We start from the raw sequence: 16,205 nt of genomic DNA, 5'->3' as shown, positions 1-16,205 counted from the left end.
CGACCGCCCGGGCTCAGCGCCTCGTTCGATCTGCGGCCTGCGAAGCGACCACGCCCGAGGCGCGGAGCGCGTCGGCAGCGCGCGCGATGACCGCGGGTGTAATCATGAACTGGCGCAGCACCTCCTCGGGCGGCGCACTGGCGGGCTTTTTCGTATAGGCCAGCACGCGTTGCCACATCGCGCGCGCTTCCACCATGTCGCCCTTGCGCGCCAGCACGATCGCGCGGGTCATCAGATATTGCGGTTCCAGATTGCTCGGCGACGGCATGCGGTCGAGAATCGCCAGCGCCTGATCGACCTCGCCGCCCTGCGCCAGCATGAAGGCGAGCGTCACCGCCGGGACCCCGGCATAGGTGGGGTCGAGTTCGACCGAGCGCCGGAGCAGCGGGATCGCTGCGGCATTGTTGCCGCACGATGCCTTGAACAGCCCCAGGAATCCCGCAATGTCGGGATCATAGGGATTGAGCAGCGCGGCGGCGTCGCCCATCGCCATGCCCGCCTGGCAATCGCCGGCATAGAAATGGGTCCGCGCCATCGCGAACAGGCCCGCGGTGCTGTTCGGCCCGCTTTCATATGCGGCCTCGGCCAGGCTCCGCGCATCGGCGAAAGCCGCCTTTCCGGCTGCGGTATCCCGCCGCGGCTGCCAGTCGCCGAAGCGAAGCCAGGAGAGCGCGCCGAGCAGCGTCGCATCGCGGGGTCGCTCCTCGATCGAGGCCCGCAGGCACGCCTCGACCTGCCGCGCATTGGCCGTGCTGCGCATCTGGCGCATGCGATTGAACTGCGCAAGGCACGGATAGCCCGGGGCGAAATCGTCCGGCCGGCGCTGTATCTGGTCGCGCACGATGACGCCATAATCGCCGGCAAGCTGGGCAATCGCCGGTGCGAGCGGCCCGAATTCGGGGATCTGGCCGTCGGTCACCCGAATTTGCGTCGACCATATCGCCCGCTGATCCTCGACGCGGTTCAGGACGAGCGTAATGTCGACCGGCCCCTCGGTCGTGCGTACGATCGAGGAATCGAGCCGATAGTCCGCCGCGCCGTCGGGGGCCGCGCCGCCCGGCGACCGCGCGCTGCGCAAGTCGACCAGGTCGAACCGCCGCAGCCCGTCGCGCAGCTTACCGTCGAGCGCCCGGGCGATCGCCCGGGAGACCGGCGTTTCACCCGCCGACGGGGCGCTGACTTCGAGCAGCGGCATCGGCTCGGGCCCCAGCAATTCGGTTTCGCCGCGGAAATACCACCAGATCGCGGCGAGCATCGCCGCCGCGAGCAATGCGGCAGCGCCCCACATCCATCGGCGCGCGCTGTCGCCGCTCGCTTTGCCGGCGGCGTCCGCGCCCGCGCCGCCAGCATCGGCTTGTGTCGCCGCCTGGCCGTCGCCGGGTGCGCGCGACGGGGGAGCCACCCGATATTGGACCACAAGTTCGTAGCTGCCTTGCGGGACGCGCAGCCGGTGAACCCAGGCGGTGTCCGCATAATAGCGGTCGAGGAGTCCCCGCAGGCGGCCGACCATCACGCGCGGATAGCTGTCGATCGCAGGGTCGAAATCGGCGCTCCGGCCCAGAGCCTCGGTGGCGATCGCATAGGCCTTCGGGGCGCTCCGGCCGCCGCGCAACCGATGATCGGCCAGAAATTGCAGCAGGCGCGACAGCACCGGCGAGCGCACGAACAGCGGCGACGCCAGAAGCCGTTCGAGTTCTTCGGCGATGATGCGATCGGTCTCGTCCGCATGGTCGGCGTCATTGGTCTTCGTGCGGTCCATTCCCTACCCTCTGATGCCCCCCGGCACTTCGAAGCGCGGTAGATACGCCAAACGACACCCGCCACCACCCATAGTTACTGCCATGTAACGGTAACAGGCCGCTTCAAACGCGCGCTCGCCGCATTCGTTCCGCGGAATTCTGCGCAAAAAACCAAGAAATGAAGTTAATGCTTCCCTAAGATTCGGCGACATGCCGATACGTGACCCCTTGTAACTCACATCGCAGGTCCGTTCCTGCAATTTTTCAATGGTCGCGGCGTCCCCACGATGCCGCGGTCTGGTCTGAGATATTTCTCAGGTAGACGAATTGGAACCGGTGGGTCGAAGGATGCGAGCTGGTCCCTGGCATTCTTCACCGGACTTGCCGGTTCCATACACTGAGACTTCGCCGGTCGGGAACGTAGCCCCACCTACCTCCCGGCCGGCAAGTCCGCCCCCTCCCCGGTTCCCTTGTCAGCCTTTCGCTCGGCAGCGCGCAATCAGCTGTCGCCGGCCTTGCATTCGCCGACCCGGCGCGCCGACATTTCCATGTCCATCGACATCGCCGCCGGCCCGCTGCCGTCGCCGCGCGCCGACATCTTCATGTCATAGCTGTCGCGGCTATAGGTGCCGTTCATCGTCATCACCCGCTTGGCGCCCCCGGCGTTGCACGTCATCTTTGCGTCGATAACCCCGTTCGCCATCTCGAAATGATCGTAGGTGCATTGGCCGCCCTGGTTATCGGCCAGGTTCTTGCGCGGGTCACGCGCCTCCTCGGGCGTCAGGCAATTTTCGAAACTGTGCCCCTTGGCCATCTGCGCCTTCATCTGGTCGCGCATCGCCGCGGGCAATTTCTCTTCTTCGGGAAACGCCAGGTTCGTGACCTTCATCGACCCCTTCCACTGGCCCGGCGCCATGAACTCGCCCGACTTGGTGGCCGCGGCGACCTTTTCCTGAACTTCGTCGACCGACGCGTTTTTCGCCGATACGCCTTCGTCCGATTTCCCGCACGCCGCCAGCACCAGAATGGATGCCGCCGCCGCTGCGATCACAGGCTTGTTCATCGTCGCTCTCCCGTCATTGCCGAAGCCTCTCATCCTCCCCATATTGGCCGCGATGGCAATTCAGATTCGCACGTCGCTCGACGAAATCGACACGGCGGAGGATTATGTCCCCCACCGCCCCGCGCGTCCCGACAAGGTCGAGGGCGGACGCCGTTTCGAGTTGATCAGCGACTATCAGCCCGCCGGCGACCAGCCGACCGCGATCCGCGAGCTCGTCGACACGGCGAAGGAGGGCGAGCGCGATCAGGTCCTGCTCGGCGTCACCGGATCGGGCAAGACCTTCACGATGGCAAAGGTGATCGAGGAGCTGCAACGGCCCGCGCTGATCCTCGCGCCGAACAAGATCCTCGCGGCACAGCTCTATGGCGAGTTCAAGAGCTTCTTTCCGAACAACGCGGTCGAATATTTCGTCAGCTATTACGACTATTACCAGCCCGAGGCCTATGTGCCGCGCAGCGACACCTATATCGAGAAGGAAAGCTCGGTAAACGAGGCGATCGACCGCATGCGCCACTCGGCGACACGCGCCCTGCTCGAACGCGACGACGTGATCATCGTCGCATCGGTCTCGTGCCTTTATGGTATCGGTTCGGTCGAGACCTACTCCGCGATGATCTTCGATCTGAAAAGGGGTCAGGTCGCCGACAATCGCGAAATCATCCGCAAGCTCGTCGCGCTCCAGTACAAGCGCAACGATCAGGCCTTCGCGCGCGGCAATTTCCGCGTCCGCGGGGACAGCCTTGAAATCTTTCCCTCGCACTATGAGGATATGGCGTGGCGCGTCAGCTTCTTCGGCGACGAGATCGAGGAAATCACCGAGTTCGACCCGCTGACCGGCAAGAAGATCGCAACGCTCGATTCGATCCGCATCTATGCCAACAGCCACTATGTCACACCCGGTCCGACGCTCAAACAGGCGACCGAGGCGATCCGTCACGAGCTTGCCGAGCGGCTCAAGGAACTCGAAGCCGAGGGGCGGCTGCTCGAGGCGCAGCGGCTCGAACAGCGCACCAATTTCGATCTCGAGATGATCGCCGCGACCGGCAGCTGCGCCGGGATCGAAAATTACAGCCGCTTCCTGACCGGTCGCCTTCCCGGCGAGCCGCCGCCGACGCTGTTCGAATACCTGCCCGACAATGCGTTGCTCTTCGTCGACGAAAGCCACCAGACGATCCCCCAGATCGGCGCCATGTCAAAGGGCGACCATCGCCGCAAGATCACGCTCGCCGAATATGGGTTTCGCCTGCCCTCGTGCATCGACAACCGCCCCTTGCGCTTTTCCGAATGGGACATGATGCGCCCGCAGACGGTCAGCGTCTCGGCAACGCCGGGGACGTGGGAGATGGACCGCACCCAGGGCGTCTTCGCCGAACAGGTCATCCGCCCGACCGGGCTGATCGACCCGCCGGTCGAGATCAAGCCGGTCGAAGAGCAGGTCGACGACCTGATCGCCGAGGCCAAGGCGACCGCTGCCAAGGGATATCGCACCCTCGTCACCACACTGACCAAGCGCATGGCCGAAGACCTGACCGAATTTCTCCACGAGGCGGGGCTCAAGGTGCGCTACATGCACAGCGACGTCGAAACGCTCGAGCGCATCGAGATCATCCGCGACCTGCGCCTCGGCGTGTTCGACGTGCTCGTCGGCATCAACCTGCTGCGCGAGGGGCTCGACATCCCCGAATGCGGGCTCGTCGCGATCCTCGATGCCGACAAGGAAGGCTTCCTGCGCAGCGAAACCAGCCTCGTCCAGACGATCGGCCGCGCCGCGCGCAACGTCGACGGGCGCGTCATCCTCTACGCCGACCGCATCACCGGCAGCATGGAGCGCGCGATGCGCGAGACCGACCGCCGCCGCGAAAAGCAGGAAGCGTATAACGCCGAGCACGGCATTACGCCGACGACGATCAAGCGCAACATCGGCGATATCATCGCGCATGTCGCATCGAAGGACGGCGTCACCATCGACCTGGGCGACGACAAGCCCGAGCACATGGTCGGCCACAACCTCCGCGCCTACATCGCCGACCTCGAAAAGAAGATGCGCGACGCCGCCGCCGACCTCGAATTCGAAGAGGCCGGCCGCCTGCGCGATGAGATCCGTCGGCTGGAGGCGGACGAGTTGGGTCTGCCGGCGGACGAGCAGGTCGCGCCGCGCGTGGGCCGGAGCAATGAAGGCAAGCCGGGAACGCGCAAGGGGCGCTTCGGGAAGTCGAGCAAGACGAAGTGGGGGCGGTAGAGCGGGCGCGCGCGGCCCCTCGCTCGACGTGCCTCAGCGCAGCACGCCCGCCGCTGCCTGCCGCCGGGCATAGTAGAGCAGCGCGATCGCGACCACCCAGATAACCAGCGTCGTCCACATCGGGCCGGGGCCGAACAATTCCGTCGGATTGACCGGCGACAACCCGAATTGAAAGAGGGTGTTGACCGCGAGGCCCGCGAGCGACACGATGAAAGCCGTAACTGCATGGCGGCTACGCATCAGAAGGAGCAGCGACCCGGCGAAGGCGCCCCATACTCCGAACGCCCAGGCGGCTGTAGCCCAGCCGGGAAATGTGTCGAAATAGGCGATCTGCTCAGACGTCAGCTGCGCGAAATCCTTGAGCCACCACATATTCTTCATGTTGGTCATCGTATAGTCGATTGCGCCAAACGCATTCCACAGCAGCGAAATTCCCCCTACGATCCAAAGATGTACGGGCGTTTTGACAATGGTATTCATGGCGAACCCCTCCCCAGTGAATGACGGCAACCTATCATCATTCCCGCGGGGTGGGAACTGTATTAATTCGACATGACAGCGACGCGCCCCTTGGCATCGGGCGCGCGAGCGGCGATAGCGCGCGCATGTGCGTCGTTGCTCTTGCCTGGCGGGTTCATCCGGACTGGCCGTTGATCCTCGTCGGGAACCGCGACGAATTCCACGACCGGCCGAGCGCGCCGCTCGCCGCCTGGGACGACGGTAGCGGTATCGTCGCGGGCCGCGACCTTCAGGCGGGCGGCACCTGGATGGGCCTCCATGCGCCGAGCGGGCGCGTCGTCGTCGTCACCAATGTCCGCGGCGCAATGCCCGACCCCGCAAAGGAATCGCGCGGCGCGCTGGTCACCGACCTGCTGCGCGGCAGCGGCCGCTTCGCAGCGCCCGCCGAATCCGACCTCGATCGTTTCAATGCGTTCAACCTGTTTGCCGCCGACGGCGAAGCCCGATTGCTGACGAACCGCCCGGCCCCACGGATCGCTTTGCTCGATGCCGGCGTCCACGCGATCGCCAACGAACCGGCGGATCGCCCCTGCCCGCGGGCCGAGCGGCTGCGCGCCGCCCTCGCGGCGGTGGTCGACGCCGGGAGCGATCCCGCCGGCCTGCTCGACACGTTGACCGCGACCGGCGATCCGGCGCTGTTCCTGCACGGCGACGTCTATGGCACGCGCGCCTCGACCCTGATCGCGATCGACACGGGCGGTACCGCGCATCTGACCGAAAACAGATATGGAAAGGGCGGCCGTCCCACCGGAACGACCGCCCTGGAAATTCGGATCGGTTGAGACGACGCCTTACTTGGGCGCGAGCACCATCAGCATCTGGCGACCCTCGGTGCGCGGATGCGCCTCGACCTTCGCGATTTCGGCGGTCATTTCGGCGACGCGCTGAAGCACATTGAGGCCGAGCTGGGTATGGCTCATCTCGCGGCCGCGGAAACGCATGGTCATCTTGACCTTGTCGCCTTCCTCCAGGAAGTCGAAGACCTTCTTCATCTTCACGTCGAAATCATGGTCGTCGATGTTCGGACGCATCTTGATCTCTTTGATCTCCTGCGTCTTCTGGGTCTTGCGCGCGGCGTTGGCCTTTTTCTGGGCCTCATATTTATATTTGCCGACGTCGAGGAACTTGCAGACCGGCGGATCGGCGTTCGGGGACACTTCGACCAGATCGAGGCCGACTTCGGCCGCCTGTTCGATCGCTTCTGCGGTCAGCATTACGCCCAGATTTTCTCCCTCCTCATCGATCACGCGGACCTTGGGGGACGAAATAAACTCATTGTATCGCGGGCCGTTCTTGGGTGGCATGGATCCCAGCGGGCGGCGTGTCATGGGCGGGCGTATAGCTATATCTCCTGTGTCGTTTACGATGGGCGCACGGCATCCCACGTCGATGCGCCTGATGGTCATATAGTGAACGCGCCGCCTTCGTAAAGGCTGCCCGTGCCCATCGGGTCACGCTTTTCGTCCGACTGTGGCGGCTATGCCACGCCAGACCGGCGCGTCCGCGCTACCATTTGGTCGGCGCGGGATCGACGACGCGAAAGCCCCCGGCCCCGACTTCGCTGACTTCGAGCGCGCGCATCGCGATCCCGCGGTTGTTGAAGCGAAAGATTCCGTCGATCCCGCCGAACCCGTCGGATGCGAGCAGCCGGGTCACGGGAAAATTGGTCCCCGGCTTCCAGTCGCGTGCGATCCGCACCGTCAGCAGGACCGAATCATATCCCAGGCTCGCCAGCCGGTACGGAGCCTTGCCATAGCGTTGGCGATATTTGGTCGCGAGCTGGCCATAGAGGCCGTCCGACACGCTTGCGAACCAGGCGCCGCGCATGACCGGGTTGCTGCCCAGCGACGCGTCGGTGTTCCACAATTCGGTGCCCAGGATCTGCTTGTCCCCGGTTCCGCGCAGCACCGGCACCGCGCGGATCGCGTTGCCGCCGACGTCGGCGATCAGCACCGCGTCCATCTCGCCCGCGTTGGCGAGCCGCCGCGCCGCGCCGGACAGCGCGGTGGCGCTGCGATCATAGCTTTCGACCGCGACCAGCGTTCCGCCGGCCTGCTTCACCGCATCGCGGAAAGCGGCAACCGAGCGGTCGCCATAGACATTCTTGGGCACCAGCGCCCCGAAACGCGTCTGTCCCTTGCTGCGGGCAAAGGCGACGACGCGCTCGACCGACTGGCCCGGCACGAACCCCATGATGAACACGCCGTTCCCCGCGACTCCCGTGTCGTTCGAGAAGCTGAGCACGGGAACTTTCGCCGCGCGCGCGATCGGCGCGACCGCGGCGACATCCTCGCTGAGCAGCGGGCCGAGAATCAGCTTGTTCCCGTCGGCGACCGCCTGCCGTGCCGCCGCCGCGGCGCCGAGCGCGGTATCATAGGTGGTGATGCGCAGCTTTTCGGTCTTGGTATCGAGCAGCGCCATCGTCGTCGCATTGGCGATGGCGGTGCCGACGTCCGCATTGGTCCCGGTTTCGGGGAGCAGCAGTGCGACGCGGTGGCGATCGGTGTCGGTGGGCAAGCCGGGCTCGATCGTCTCCCCGCCCGTCTGCGGTGGCGGGGGCGGCGGACCCGCGGTTTTCGGCACGACCTGGCATGCCGCGAGCAGCCCGCCAAGCGCGAGCGTCGCCATGCCGCGCAGCATCCTGCGCCGGGGCGACGCAATCTCTTGGCGCTCCGCCGCGGTTTCTGCCATTTTCGGCGTCATGCCGGATTCGACCATCTCAACTTCTCCCTTGCCCGGTCTCTATATCGTGGCGACGCCCATCGGCAACCTTGGCGATATCAGCGCCCGCGCCGCGGCGGTGCTCGCGCGCGCCGACCTGATCGCGGCGGAAGATACGCGAGTCACCGCGAAGCTGCTGTCGCACCTTGGCTTGCGGATAAAAAAGACCCCCTATCACGACCATAGCGACGAACGCGCGCGCGCCGATCTGGTTGCCCGCATGGCGGACGAGGTCGTCGTGCTTGTCTCCGACGCGGGAACGCCGCTGATTTCGGACCCGGGATACAAGCTGGTCCGCGATGCGCGCGCGGCGGGGCGGCACGTAACCACCCTGCCCGGCCCGTGCGCCGCGATCGCCGCGATCACGCTGTCGGGCCTGCCGAGCGACCGCTTTTTGTTCGCGGGTTTCCTGCCCAACAAGGCAAAGGCGCGCGCCGACACGATCGCCGAATTCGCGGGGCTGCGCGCGACGCTCGTCTTCTACGAAAGCGGACCGCGCCTGGCGGCGGCGCTGGCGGCGCTGGCGGACGGACTCGGCAACCGCGACGCCGCGGTCGCGCGCGAAATCACGAAAATGTACGAAGAATGCGTCGCCGGCCCCCTCGCCGAGCTGGCCGTGCGCTATGCCGACGCCCCGCCGAAAGGGGAAATCGTGATCGTCGTCGCCCCGCCCGCCGACGATGAGGCCGAAATGGCCGACGAGGCGACCGTCGACGCCGCGCTGCGCGACGCCCTCGCCGATCAGCCCGTCGCCAAGGCCGCGAAGGCGATCGCCAAACGCTTCGGCCGCGACCGCCATGCGGTCTATGCGCGCGCGATCGAGCTGAAGGCGCAGGCTTGACCCGCGCCGCCGCCGAAGCGCGCGGGCGCAAGGCAGAGGCGCGTGCGGCATGGTGGCTGCGCCTCCACGGCTGGCGCATTCTGGGCCAGCGGCTGCGCGTGCCCACGGGCGNGCCGCCGAAGCGCGCGGGCGCAAGGCAGAGGCGCGTGCGGCATGGTGGCTGCGCCTCCACGGCTGGCGCATTCTGGGCCAGCGGCTGCGCGTGCCCACGGGCGAGGTCGACATTGTCGCGCGGCGCGGGCGCACGGTCGCCTTCGTCGAGGTGAAGTGGCGCGACCGGGCGGCGGACCTCGACCATGCCATCGATCCCTATCGGCTGCGCCGCGTCGCCGCGGCCGCCGAAATGCTGCGCGCGCGCTTCGCCGGCCCCCGCGACGACGTCCGTATCGACGTGATGCTCCTTGCGCCGCGCCGCTTGCCACGCCATCTGGTCCACGTCTGGCAGCCGTGAGGCTGGACGACACAAGCCCCTCCCCTTCAGGGGAGGGGCAGCGAGACTTGCGAACTTGTTCGCTAGTCGCAGCGGGGTGGGCTTTGAACCGCCAGCCCCACCCCAACCCCTCCCCTGAAGGGGAGGGGCTTGAAAGGATGAAAATATGACCCTGCGCGCCGCCGTGCAAATGGACCCGATGGACCAGATCAATATCGGGGGCGACAGCAGCTTCGCCTTGATGCTGAAAGCGATCGAGCGCGGCTACAGCCTGTTTCACTACGACGTTCGCGGGCTGACGTGGGAAGCCGGGCGGCTGACGACGCGCGCGCATCCGGTCCTCGACGTAAAGCGGGAGGCGGGCGATCATTACCGCTTCGGCGAAGAGGTGACGCTCGATCTCGGCCGCGACGTCGATGTCGTGCTGATGCGCCAGGATCCGCCCTTCGACCTCGGCTATCTGACCGGTACCTGGCTGCTCGAGCGCATTCGGGGCGAAACGCTGGTGGTCAACGATCCGGTGTCGGTCCGCAACGCGCCCGAAAAGGTCTTCGTCCTCGACTTCCCGCAGTTCATGCCCCCGACGATGGTGACGCGCGATCTGGACGCGGTAAAGGATTTCCACAAGCGTCACGGCGCGGTCGTCATCAAGCCGCTTCACGGCAACGGCGGCAAGGCGGTGTTCCGGATCGACGAGGACGGCAGCAATCTCGGCGCGCTCGTCGAACTCTTCGGCCAGGTCTGGCCCGAACCGTTCATGGTGCAGCAGTTCCTGCCCAGCGTGTCGGCGGGGGACAAGCGCATTGTCCTCGTCGACGGCGAGGTCGCGGGTGCGATCAACCGCAAGCCCGGCGAAGGCGAATTCCGATCGAACCTTGCGGTCGGGGGCTATGCAGAGGCCGCGGGCCTCAGCCCGCGCGAACAGGAAATCTGCGCCGCGCTCGGCCCGGCGCTCAGGGAGCGCGGCCTGATCTTCGTCGGCATCGACGTGATCGGCGGCGAATGGCTGACCGAGATCAACGTGACCTCGCCCACCGGAATCGTCGCCATCGACCGTTTCAACAACAGCGACACCGCAGGAATGATCTGGGACGCGATCGCGCGCCGGATCGATTGATGCACGTGCCGCGTTAGCCTGCCCATGACCGGCTTCATTCTCGATCTGATCCAGGGCTGGGGTTATTTCGGCATCTTCGTGCTGATGGCGCTCGAAAACGTCTTCCCGCCGATACCCAGCGAGGTAATCATGGCGCTCGGCGGCATCGCCGCGGCACAGGGACGCTTCGACTTCTGGACGCTGATCGCCGTCGCCGTCGCCGGCACCACCGTCGGCAACTGGGTCTGGTACGGCATCGGCCGCTGGATCGGCTACAAGCGCCTCAAGCCCTTCATCGATCGCTACGGCCGCTGGCTGACCCTCGACTGGGGCGAGGTCGAGCGGCTGCACGAAGGATTCCTGCGCTTCGGGCCCGGCATCGTCTTCGCCGCGCGATTCATGCCCGTGGCGCGCACGATGGTCTCGCTTCCCGCCGGCATGGTGCATATGAACCAGGCGAAATTCCTCGTCTGGACCGCGGCCGGATCGACGATCTGGATCACGGCGCTGGCGGGCGCGGGAAGCTGGTTCGGCAAGCGGTTCGCCAACCTCGACGCCTTCGTAGGCCCTGTCGCGGTGGCGGCGATCGGGGGGCTCGTCCTCCTCTATCTCTGGCGCATCTTCACCTGGAAGCCGCGGTCGCAGCGCGACTGACCTATTCGGCGCGCGGGTGCGCGTTGCGATAGATGTCGAGCAGATGCGCGGCATCGACCGCCGTATAGACCTGCGTCGAGGCGAGGCTCGCGTGGCCGAGCAGTTCCTGCAAGCTCCTGAGGTCGGCGCCGCCCGCGAGCAGATGGGTCGCAAAGCTGTGGCGCAGCGCGTGCGGCGTCGTGCGTTCGGGCAGGCCCAGCGCGCGGCGTGCCGACCGTACGTTCGCGCGCACCACCCCGGGTTGCAAAGGCCCGCCACGCGCTCCGAGGAACAGCGGCGCGTCCTTTGCAATCGGCCAGGGACACGCCGCGGCATAGCGCGACACCGCCGCCGCGACCGCGGGCAGGATCGGCACGACCCGCGTCTTGGCGCGCTTGCCGGTGACGCGCAGCGTCTCGCCGAGCGGCAGCACCGCGCCGGTCAGCGACAGCGCCTCGCCGATGCGCAGCCCTGCGCCATACAGCAACAGCAGCAGCGCGAAGTCGCGCGCGCCGACCCAGCCCTCGCGCGCATTGTCCTCCACATCCTGCGCGAGTTGCATCGCCTCGCGCGGAGCGACGGGGCGTGGCAGCCCCTTTTTGACGCGCGGCCCGCGCATTTGCGGCACGGCGGCGTTCGACCCGCCGACGAAGCGCAGGAAGCTGCGCAGCGCCGACAATTCGCGCGCCGCCGACGCATTGCCCAGCCCCTCGCCGCGCCGCTCGGACAGATAGGCTCGCAAATCGTTCGGCGTCAGTGCTTTCAGCATCGAAACATCGACGACTCTGCCGCGATAAGGCGCCAGAAAGGCGCAGAACCGCGCCGAGGTCGCGACATAGGCGCGGCGCGTATGCTCCGACCGGCGCTTTTCGTTCGCCAGATGCGCGTCCCACTCGCGGATGATGTCGTTCGCTTCTGCCAATTCCAAATCCGTTCGCCCTGAGCTTGTCGAAGGGCCGTTCTTCCAATCTCCGGGCGCCAAGAAAGGACAGGACTTCGACAAGCTCAGCCCGAACGGAGCGGGGACAGCTTAGCTTGTCCGCACCACCTCCGAAAGGATCGAGTCGAGCAGCAATATCCCCGCGTCGGTCACCGTCAGCCGGTCGCCCTCCTGCACCATCAGCCCCTGCGTCGCCAGCCGCGCCACCGCCCCGCCATCGACGAAGCTCTCGCGCGCCAATCCGCTCCGCGCCTCGACGCGCGCCAGGTCGACGCCCTCGGTCAGCCGCAGCCCCATCAGCATGGCTTCGGTCGCAAGCTCCTGCGGCGGCAGGTCGGCCTCGACCTTCAGCCCTTGCCCGTTGCGCGTCACCGCGGAGAGGAAATTTTCGGGCTTCTTGTGCCGCTCGGTCGCTTGGGCCAGCCGCCGCCCGTGCGCGCCGGGGCCGATCCCCGCATAGTCGCCATAGCGCCAATAGGTCAGGTTGTGCCGGCTCTCCTCGCCCGGCCGGGCATGGTTCGACACCTCGTAGCGGGGCAGGCCCGCGGCGCGCGTCGACGCCTGCGTCGCATCGAACAGGTCGGCGGCGGCATCGCCATCGGGAATGGCCAGCGCGCCCTTCGCCGCGAGCGTGGCAAAGCGCGTCCCCGGCTCGATCGTCAACTGGTAAAGCGACAGATGGCCGGTGCCGAACGCCAGCGCGTCGCCCAGTTCGGTTTCCCACGCGCCCACCGACTGCCCCGGCCGCGCATAGATCAGATCGAAGCTGACGCGCGCGAAATGCGCCTGCGCCGCCGCGATCGCCCGCCGCGCCTCGTCGCCGCTATGCGCACGGCCCAGAAAGCCGAGTACCTCGGCATCGAAGCTCTGAACGCCGATCGACACGCGGTTGACCCCCGCCGAGGCGAGCGCCGCAAAATTGGCGACCTCGACCGAATTGGGGTTCGCCTCGAGCGTGATTTCGCAGTCGTCGGCGAGCCCCCACAGCGCGTCGGCCTCGGCAATCACCGCCGCCACCGTCGCCGGCGGCATCAGGCTCGGCGTGCCCCCGCCAAAGAAGATCGACGACACTCGGCGTCCCGACAACAGCGCCGCCTCGTGCCGCAGATCGGCCAGCAGCGCATCGCGCCAGACCGCCTGATCAACGCTCTCGCGCACATGGCTGTTGAAGTCGCAATAGGGACATTTCGATACGCAGAACGGCCAATGGACATAGAGGGCGAGCGGTTCGGTCATGCGCGGGCATATAGGGATTTTTCGCGCCATGTCTTCCACGGCAAGGGGACATCACGCCTCCCCATTGCATTCCAGTCGCAAGAACCGCCGTGTCGCAACATCGTAAAGAATATTGACCTGCTGACAGCCGCCATCGTTAATCTCTGGAATCTCGGTCGCCTTATCGACCCAGCGCCGCGCACCGGCCGGCAGTTCGCGGGGGACTTTGGTGGCAGCACGTTGGCGAAGTTCGTCCACCTCCTCCGCCGTGCAGTCGCGCATATCGTTTTCGGTCATCACCGAACAGCCTTCAGGCTCGCTCGACGGGGCTGGAATCAGATATACCGCCGCTATGTTTCCCGGCTCAGCATAACGATAATAGCGCCCATAGGCATCAAGCGACTTCATCGGGGGCGAAAGTATGACGGCGCGCTCGATCGCGTTCATCAGTTCCTCTTCCTGCGATGACAAATTCGTGCAGGATGACAGCAACAAGCCGCCGATCAAGATCAACAGTCGCATCGAACACTCCCGCTCATTGTGATCAAAACACCCCCGCCACCAGCTTCGCGAAGGCATCGGCGCGGTGGCTGATCGCATGCTTTTCGGCCGGGTCGATCTCGGCGAAAGTCTGCGTCCTGCCCGCGGGCACGAAAACGGGATCGTAACCAAAGCCCAATGTGCCGCGCGGCGGCCAGGTCAGGCTCCCCTCGGCGCGTCCCTCGAAAACCTCGGCATGGCCGTCGGGCCACGCGAGCGCGAGGGTGCAGACGAAGGCGGCGCTGCGGTCGATGTCCGGCCCCTGCTCGGCAAGCAGCCCCTCGACCTTGCCCATTGCCATATACCAGTCGCGCCCCTTTTCGCCCTCGAACCACTGCCGCTCGGCCCAGTCGGCGGTATAGACGCCCGGCCGCCCGCCGAGCGCCGCGACCTCGAGCCCGCTGTCGTCGGCAAGCGCGGGCAAACCCGCCGCGCTGGCACTCGCATGCGCCTTCAGGAGCGCATTGTCGCGAAACGTCGTGCCCGTCTCCTCGGGCTCGGGCAGGCCTAGGTCGCCCGCCGACACCGGCTCGATTCCATAGGGTAAGAGCAACGCCCGAATCTCGCGCACCTTGCCCGCATTGTGGCTCGCGATAACGAGTTTGCCCGGGGTGAGTTTGCGGGTCACCTCAGCGCCCCACCGCCTTCGCCTGCGCCGTGAAAATCTCTCCGCAGCCGATGCGCGCGAGGCGGAGCAGGCGCAGCAGGCCTTCCTCGTCATAGGTCGCGCCCTCGGCGCTCGCCTGCACCTCGACGATCTGGCCCTTGCCGGTCAGCACGAAATTGCCGTCGGCCTCGGCGACCGAATCCTCGTCGTAATCGAGGTCGAGCACCGCGGTGCCCTGATAATTGCCGCACGAAATCGCCGCGACCTGGTCGGCGATCGGGTCCTCGGCGATCGCCTTCGCTTCGAGCAGCTTGTCGACCGCGAGGCGCATCGCGACCCACGCGCCCGAAATCGAGGCGGTGCGCGTGCCCCCGTCGGCCTGGATCACGTCGCAGTCGACCAGGATCTGCCGCTCGCCCAGCTTTTCCATGTCGACGACGGCACGCAAGCTGCGTCCGATCAGCCGCTGGATTTCCTGCGTGCGCCCCGACTGCTTGCCGCGCGCCGCCTCGCGGCTGCCGCGCGTGTGCGTCGCGCGGGGCAGCATGCCATATTCGGCGGTCACCCACCCCTGCCCCTTGCCGCGCAGGAAGGGCGGCACCTTTTCCTCGACGCTGGCGGTGACCAGCACCTTGGTGTTGCCGAAACTCACGAGCACGCTGCCTTCGGCGTGCATGGTGAAGGCGGTTTCGATGGCGATGGGGCGCATCTGGTCGGGCGCGCGGCCGGAGGGTCGCATGATGATCCTTTCGATTGAAGAGTGCCGCGGCTCTTAGGCGCGCGCCGTCAATCGCTCAACCGCATCTTGAAGAAATCGAGGATTTCGTCCCGCGCCGCGACCGTCGGCTGTCCGGCCTCGTCGATCAGGTGGAGCGTCACGACGCTGTGCGGGTTCTTCATCGGGCTGTCGGGGTTCGCCGCGCTGTCGGGCAGGACACGGCCGACGAACCGATCGCCGAGCGCGGCCTCATAGGCGGCAAAGCGCGCCGCCTTGCAGAATTTATCGCCCTCGAAGCGATAGGCGAGCACGGTCAGGTCCTCGGCCTCCATCCGCGCCTTCACCGCCGCCAGCTCGTCGGGGGCGATGTGCAGGCCGGCGGGGTCGTTCAGCGGCAGCGACGGCTGCGAGAGCACCGGCGCGAGCACCGCGGGTTCGAGCATCATCGACAGCGCGAAATTGCCGGTGAAGCACATGCCGATCGCCCCGACGCCCTTGCCGCCGCATTCGCGATGCGCCTCGGCCGCGAGGGCGCGGAGCCACTGCGTCGCGGGCGAGCTTTCATTCGCCTGGAAGGCGCGAAACTGCCGGCTGATGCAACCGCCGATCATTGTGAAGAATGCGCCGGGCATTCGCGGCACCGCCCCATCCTTGCCAAAGATATGCGGCATATAGACGGTGAAACCGGCATCGCGGACCCAGCGGGCGAAGCGCGCGACGTGCGGGCTGATCCCCGGCATTTCGGTCATCACGATCACCGCCGGGCCGCGGCCCATCGTGTAAACGCAGTGCTTGCGGCCGAGCAGCGCGATATCGCGGTGTTCGAAATCCTCCAGCGGATCGTCGCGATCGAGTAAATCTGTGGTCATGCCGTCCTCCCCTGGCGGGAAGGCTAGGCAGATGG

At 66.5% G+C, this 16,205-nt stretch carries 17 protein-coding genes; 6 read left to right on the top strand and 11 right to left on the bottom strand.

Annotated features, from left to right (window positions below):
* Positions 1-13: 13 nt before the first annotated feature.
* Both AC58D2_RS17290 and AC58D2_RS17285 read right to left on the bottom strand, forming a co-directional pair.
* Positions 14-1,759 carry a tetratricopeptide repeat protein gene (locus tag AC58D2_RS17290; protein WP_497392357.1) on the bottom strand — a complete coding sequence of 582 codons (1,746 nt, stop codon included), beginning with the start codon at positions 1,757-1,759 and terminating at the stop codon, positions 14-16.
* A gap of 479 nt (positions 1,760-2,238) precedes the next feature.
* A complete protein-coding gene (locus AC58D2_RS17285; protein ID WP_497392356.1) occupies positions 2,239-2,802 on the bottom strand; it encodes a DUF3617 domain-containing protein in 564 nt (187 codons plus the stop codon).
* A gap of 52 nt (positions 2,803-2,854) precedes the next feature.
* Between AC58D2_RS17285 and uvrB the strand changes: the two genes are divergently transcribed.
* Positions 2,855-5,041 carry an excinuclease ABC subunit UvrB gene (gene uvrB, locus AC58D2_RS17280; RefSeq protein ID WP_497392355.1) on the top strand — a complete coding sequence of 729 codons (2,187 nt, stop codon included), beginning with the start codon at positions 2,855-2,857 and terminating at the stop codon, positions 5,039-5,041.
* Positions 5,042-5,074: 33 nt separating this feature from the next.
* Here the strand turns inward: uvrB and AC58D2_RS17275 are convergent, their stop codons facing one another.
* Positions 5,075-5,521, bottom strand: a complete 447-nt coding sequence (locus AC58D2_RS17275) for a hypothetical protein (RefSeq protein WP_497392354.1) — start codon at positions 5,519-5,521, stop codon at positions 5,075-5,077.
* A gap of 125 nt (positions 5,522-5,646) precedes the next feature.
* Here AC58D2_RS17275 and AC58D2_RS17270 point away from each other — a divergent pair, with 125 nt between their 5' ends.
* The gene (locus tag AC58D2_RS17270) at positions 5,647-6,342 is read left to right on the top strand and encodes an NRDE family protein (RefSeq protein WP_497392353.1); all 696 of its coding nucleotides are present in this window, start codon (positions 5,647-5,649) and stop codon (positions 6,340-6,342) included.
* Positions 6,343-6,351: 9 nt separating this feature from the next.
* Here the strand turns inward: AC58D2_RS17270 and infC are convergent, their stop codons facing one another.
* Together infC and AC58D2_RS17260 are read right to left on the bottom strand one after the other, a co-directional pair.
* Complete coding sequence (gene infC, locus AC58D2_RS17265; RefSeq protein ID WP_497392352.1) at positions 6,352-6,888, bottom strand: translation initiation factor IF-3; 537 nt, start codon at positions 6,886-6,888, stop codon at positions 6,352-6,354.
* Between the two features lie 178 nt (positions 6,889-7,066).
* Positions 7,067-8,200 (bottom strand): penicillin-binding protein activator, encoded by a 1,134-nt coding sequence (locus AC58D2_RS17260; protein WP_497392381.1) that lies wholly within the window; start codon positions 8,198-8,200, stop codon positions 7,067-7,069.
* 61 nt (positions 8,201-8,261) lie between these two features.
* Between AC58D2_RS17260 and rsmI the strand changes: the two genes are divergently transcribed.
* The 4 genes from rsmI (at position 8,262) to AC58D2_RS17240 (ending at position 11,302) form a co-directional block, all read left to right on the top strand.
* Positions 8,262-9,122 (top strand): 16S rRNA (cytidine(1402)-2'-O)-methyltransferase, encoded by an 861-nt coding sequence (rsmI, locus tag AC58D2_RS17255; RefSeq protein ID WP_497392351.1) that lies wholly within the window; start codon positions 8,262-8,264, stop codon positions 9,120-9,122.
* 49 nt (positions 9,123-9,171) lie between these two features.
* The gene (locus AC58D2_RS17250) at positions 9,172-9,573 is read left to right on the top strand and encodes a YraN family protein (RefSeq protein WP_497392350.1); all 402 of its coding nucleotides are present in this window, start codon (positions 9,172-9,174) and stop codon (positions 9,571-9,573) included.
* Between the two features lie 145 nt (positions 9,574-9,718).
* Positions 9,719-10,669 carry a glutathione synthase gene (gene gshB, locus AC58D2_RS17245; RefSeq protein ID WP_497392349.1) on the top strand — a complete coding sequence of 317 codons (951 nt, stop codon included), beginning with the start codon at positions 9,719-9,721 and terminating at the stop codon, positions 10,667-10,669.
* A 24-nt stretch (positions 10,670-10,693) separates the two neighbouring features.
* Positions 10,694-11,302 carry a DedA family protein gene (locus tag AC58D2_RS17240; protein WP_497392348.1) on the top strand — a complete coding sequence of 203 codons (609 nt, stop codon included), beginning with the start codon at positions 10,694-10,696 and terminating at the stop codon, positions 11,300-11,302.
* Between the two features lies 1 nt (position 11,303).
* On the opposite strand, the gene AC58D2_RS17235 is transcribed toward AC58D2_RS17240, so the two are convergent.
* The 6 genes from AC58D2_RS17235 to AC58D2_RS17210 all read right to left on the bottom strand — a co-directional run bounded on the left by AC58D2_RS17235 (position 11,304) and on the right by AC58D2_RS17210 (position 16,170).
* Positions 11,304-12,203 carry a tyrosine-type recombinase/integrase gene (locus AC58D2_RS17235; protein WP_497392347.1) on the bottom strand — a complete coding sequence of 300 codons (900 nt, stop codon included), beginning with the start codon at positions 12,201-12,203 and terminating at the stop codon, positions 11,304-11,306.
* A gap of 108 nt (positions 12,204-12,311) precedes the next feature.
* Entirely contained in the window at positions 12,312-13,457 is a 1,146-nt protein-coding gene (gene hemW, locus AC58D2_RS17230; RefSeq protein ID WP_497392346.1) for a radical SAM family heme chaperone HemW, read from the bottom strand.
* A 51-nt stretch (positions 13,458-13,508) separates the two neighbouring features.
* Positions 13,509-13,958 carry a hypothetical protein gene (locus AC58D2_RS17225; protein WP_497392345.1) on the bottom strand — a complete coding sequence of 150 codons (450 nt, stop codon included), beginning with the start codon at positions 13,956-13,958 and terminating at the stop codon, positions 13,509-13,511.
* Between the two features lie 22 nt (positions 13,959-13,980).
* The gene (gene rdgB, locus AC58D2_RS17220; RefSeq protein WP_497392344.1) at positions 13,981-14,604 is read right to left on the bottom strand and encodes an RdgB/HAM1 family non-canonical purine NTP pyrophosphatase; all 624 of its coding nucleotides are present in this window, start codon (positions 14,602-14,604) and stop codon (positions 13,981-13,983) included.
* A gap of 1 nt (position 14,605) precedes the next feature.
* A complete protein-coding gene (gene rph, locus AC58D2_RS17215; RefSeq protein WP_497392343.1) occupies positions 14,606-15,322 on the bottom strand; it encodes a ribonuclease PH in 717 nt (238 codons plus the stop codon).
* Positions 15,323-15,369: 47 nt separating this feature from the next.
* The gene (locus tag AC58D2_RS17210) at positions 15,370-16,170 is read right to left on the bottom strand and encodes a dienelactone hydrolase family protein (protein WP_497392342.1); all 801 of its coding nucleotides are present in this window, start codon (positions 16,168-16,170) and stop codon (positions 15,370-15,372) included.
* Between the last annotated feature and the right edge of the window lie 35 nt (positions 16,171-16,205).

The sequence above is a fragment of the Sphingopyxis sp. CR5 genome (assembly GCF_059693785.1).
The sequence above is the reverse complement of the archived record's forward strand: the minus strand, read 5'-3'. Positions and strand labels throughout refer to the sequence as shown.

What these genes read in the sequence shown, in the direction of transcription:
- AC58D2_RS17270 (WP_497392353.1), top strand. Translation starts at nt 5,647, where the DNA reads ATGTGCGTCGTTGCTCTTGCCTGGCGGGTTCATCCGGACTGGCCGTTG.
- AC58D2_RS17240 (WP_497392348.1), top strand. Translation starts at nt 10,694, where the DNA reads ATGACCGGCTTCATTCTCGATCTGATCCAGGGCTGGGGTTATTTCGGC.
- uvrB (WP_497392355.1), top strand. Translation starts at nt 2,855, where the DNA reads ATGGCAATTCAGATTCGCACGTCGCTCGACGAAATCGACACGGCGGAG.
- AC58D2_RS17285 (WP_497392356.1), bottom strand. Translation starts at nt 2,802, where the DNA reads ATGAACAAGCCTGTGATCGCAGCGGCGGCGGCATCCATTCTGGTGCTG.
- gshB (WP_497392349.1), top strand. Translation starts at nt 9,719, where the DNA reads ATGACCCTGCGCGCCGCCGTGCAAATGGACCCGATGGACCAGATCAAT.
- AC58D2_RS17210 (WP_497392342.1), bottom strand. Translation starts at nt 16,170, where the DNA reads ATGACCACAGATTTACTCGATCGCGACGATCCGCTGGAGGATTTCGAA.
- hemW (WP_497392346.1), bottom strand. Translation starts at nt 13,457, where the DNA reads ATGACCGAACCGCTCGCCCTCTATGTCCATTGGCCGTTCTGCGTATCG.
- AC58D2_RS17290 (WP_497392357.1), bottom strand. Translation starts at nt 1,759, where the DNA reads ATGGACCGCACGAAGACCAATGACGCCGACCATGCGGACGAGACCGAT.
- AC58D2_RS17260 (WP_497392381.1), bottom strand. Translation starts at nt 8,200, where the DNA reads ATGCTGCGCGGCATGGCGACGCTCGCGCTTGGCGGGCTGCTCGCGGCA.
- rsmI (WP_497392351.1), top strand. Translation starts at nt 8,262, where the DNA reads ATGCCGGATTCGACCATCTCAACTTCTCCCTTGCCCGGTCTCTATATC.
- infC (WP_497392352.1), bottom strand. Translation starts at nt 6,888, where the DNA reads ATGACACGCCGCCCGCTGGGATCCATGCCACCCAAGAACGGCCCGCGA.
- AC58D2_RS17275 (WP_497392354.1), bottom strand. Translation starts at nt 5,521, where the DNA reads ATGAATACCATTGTCAAAACGCCCGTACATCTTTGGATCGTAGGGGGA.
- rph (WP_497392343.1), bottom strand. Translation starts at nt 15,322, where the DNA reads ATGCGACCCTCCGGCCGCGCGCCCGACCAGATGCGCCCCATCGCCATC.
- AC58D2_RS17225 (WP_497392345.1), bottom strand. Translation starts at nt 13,958, where the DNA reads ATGCGACTGTTGATCTTGATCGGCGGCTTGTTGCTGTCATCCTGCACG.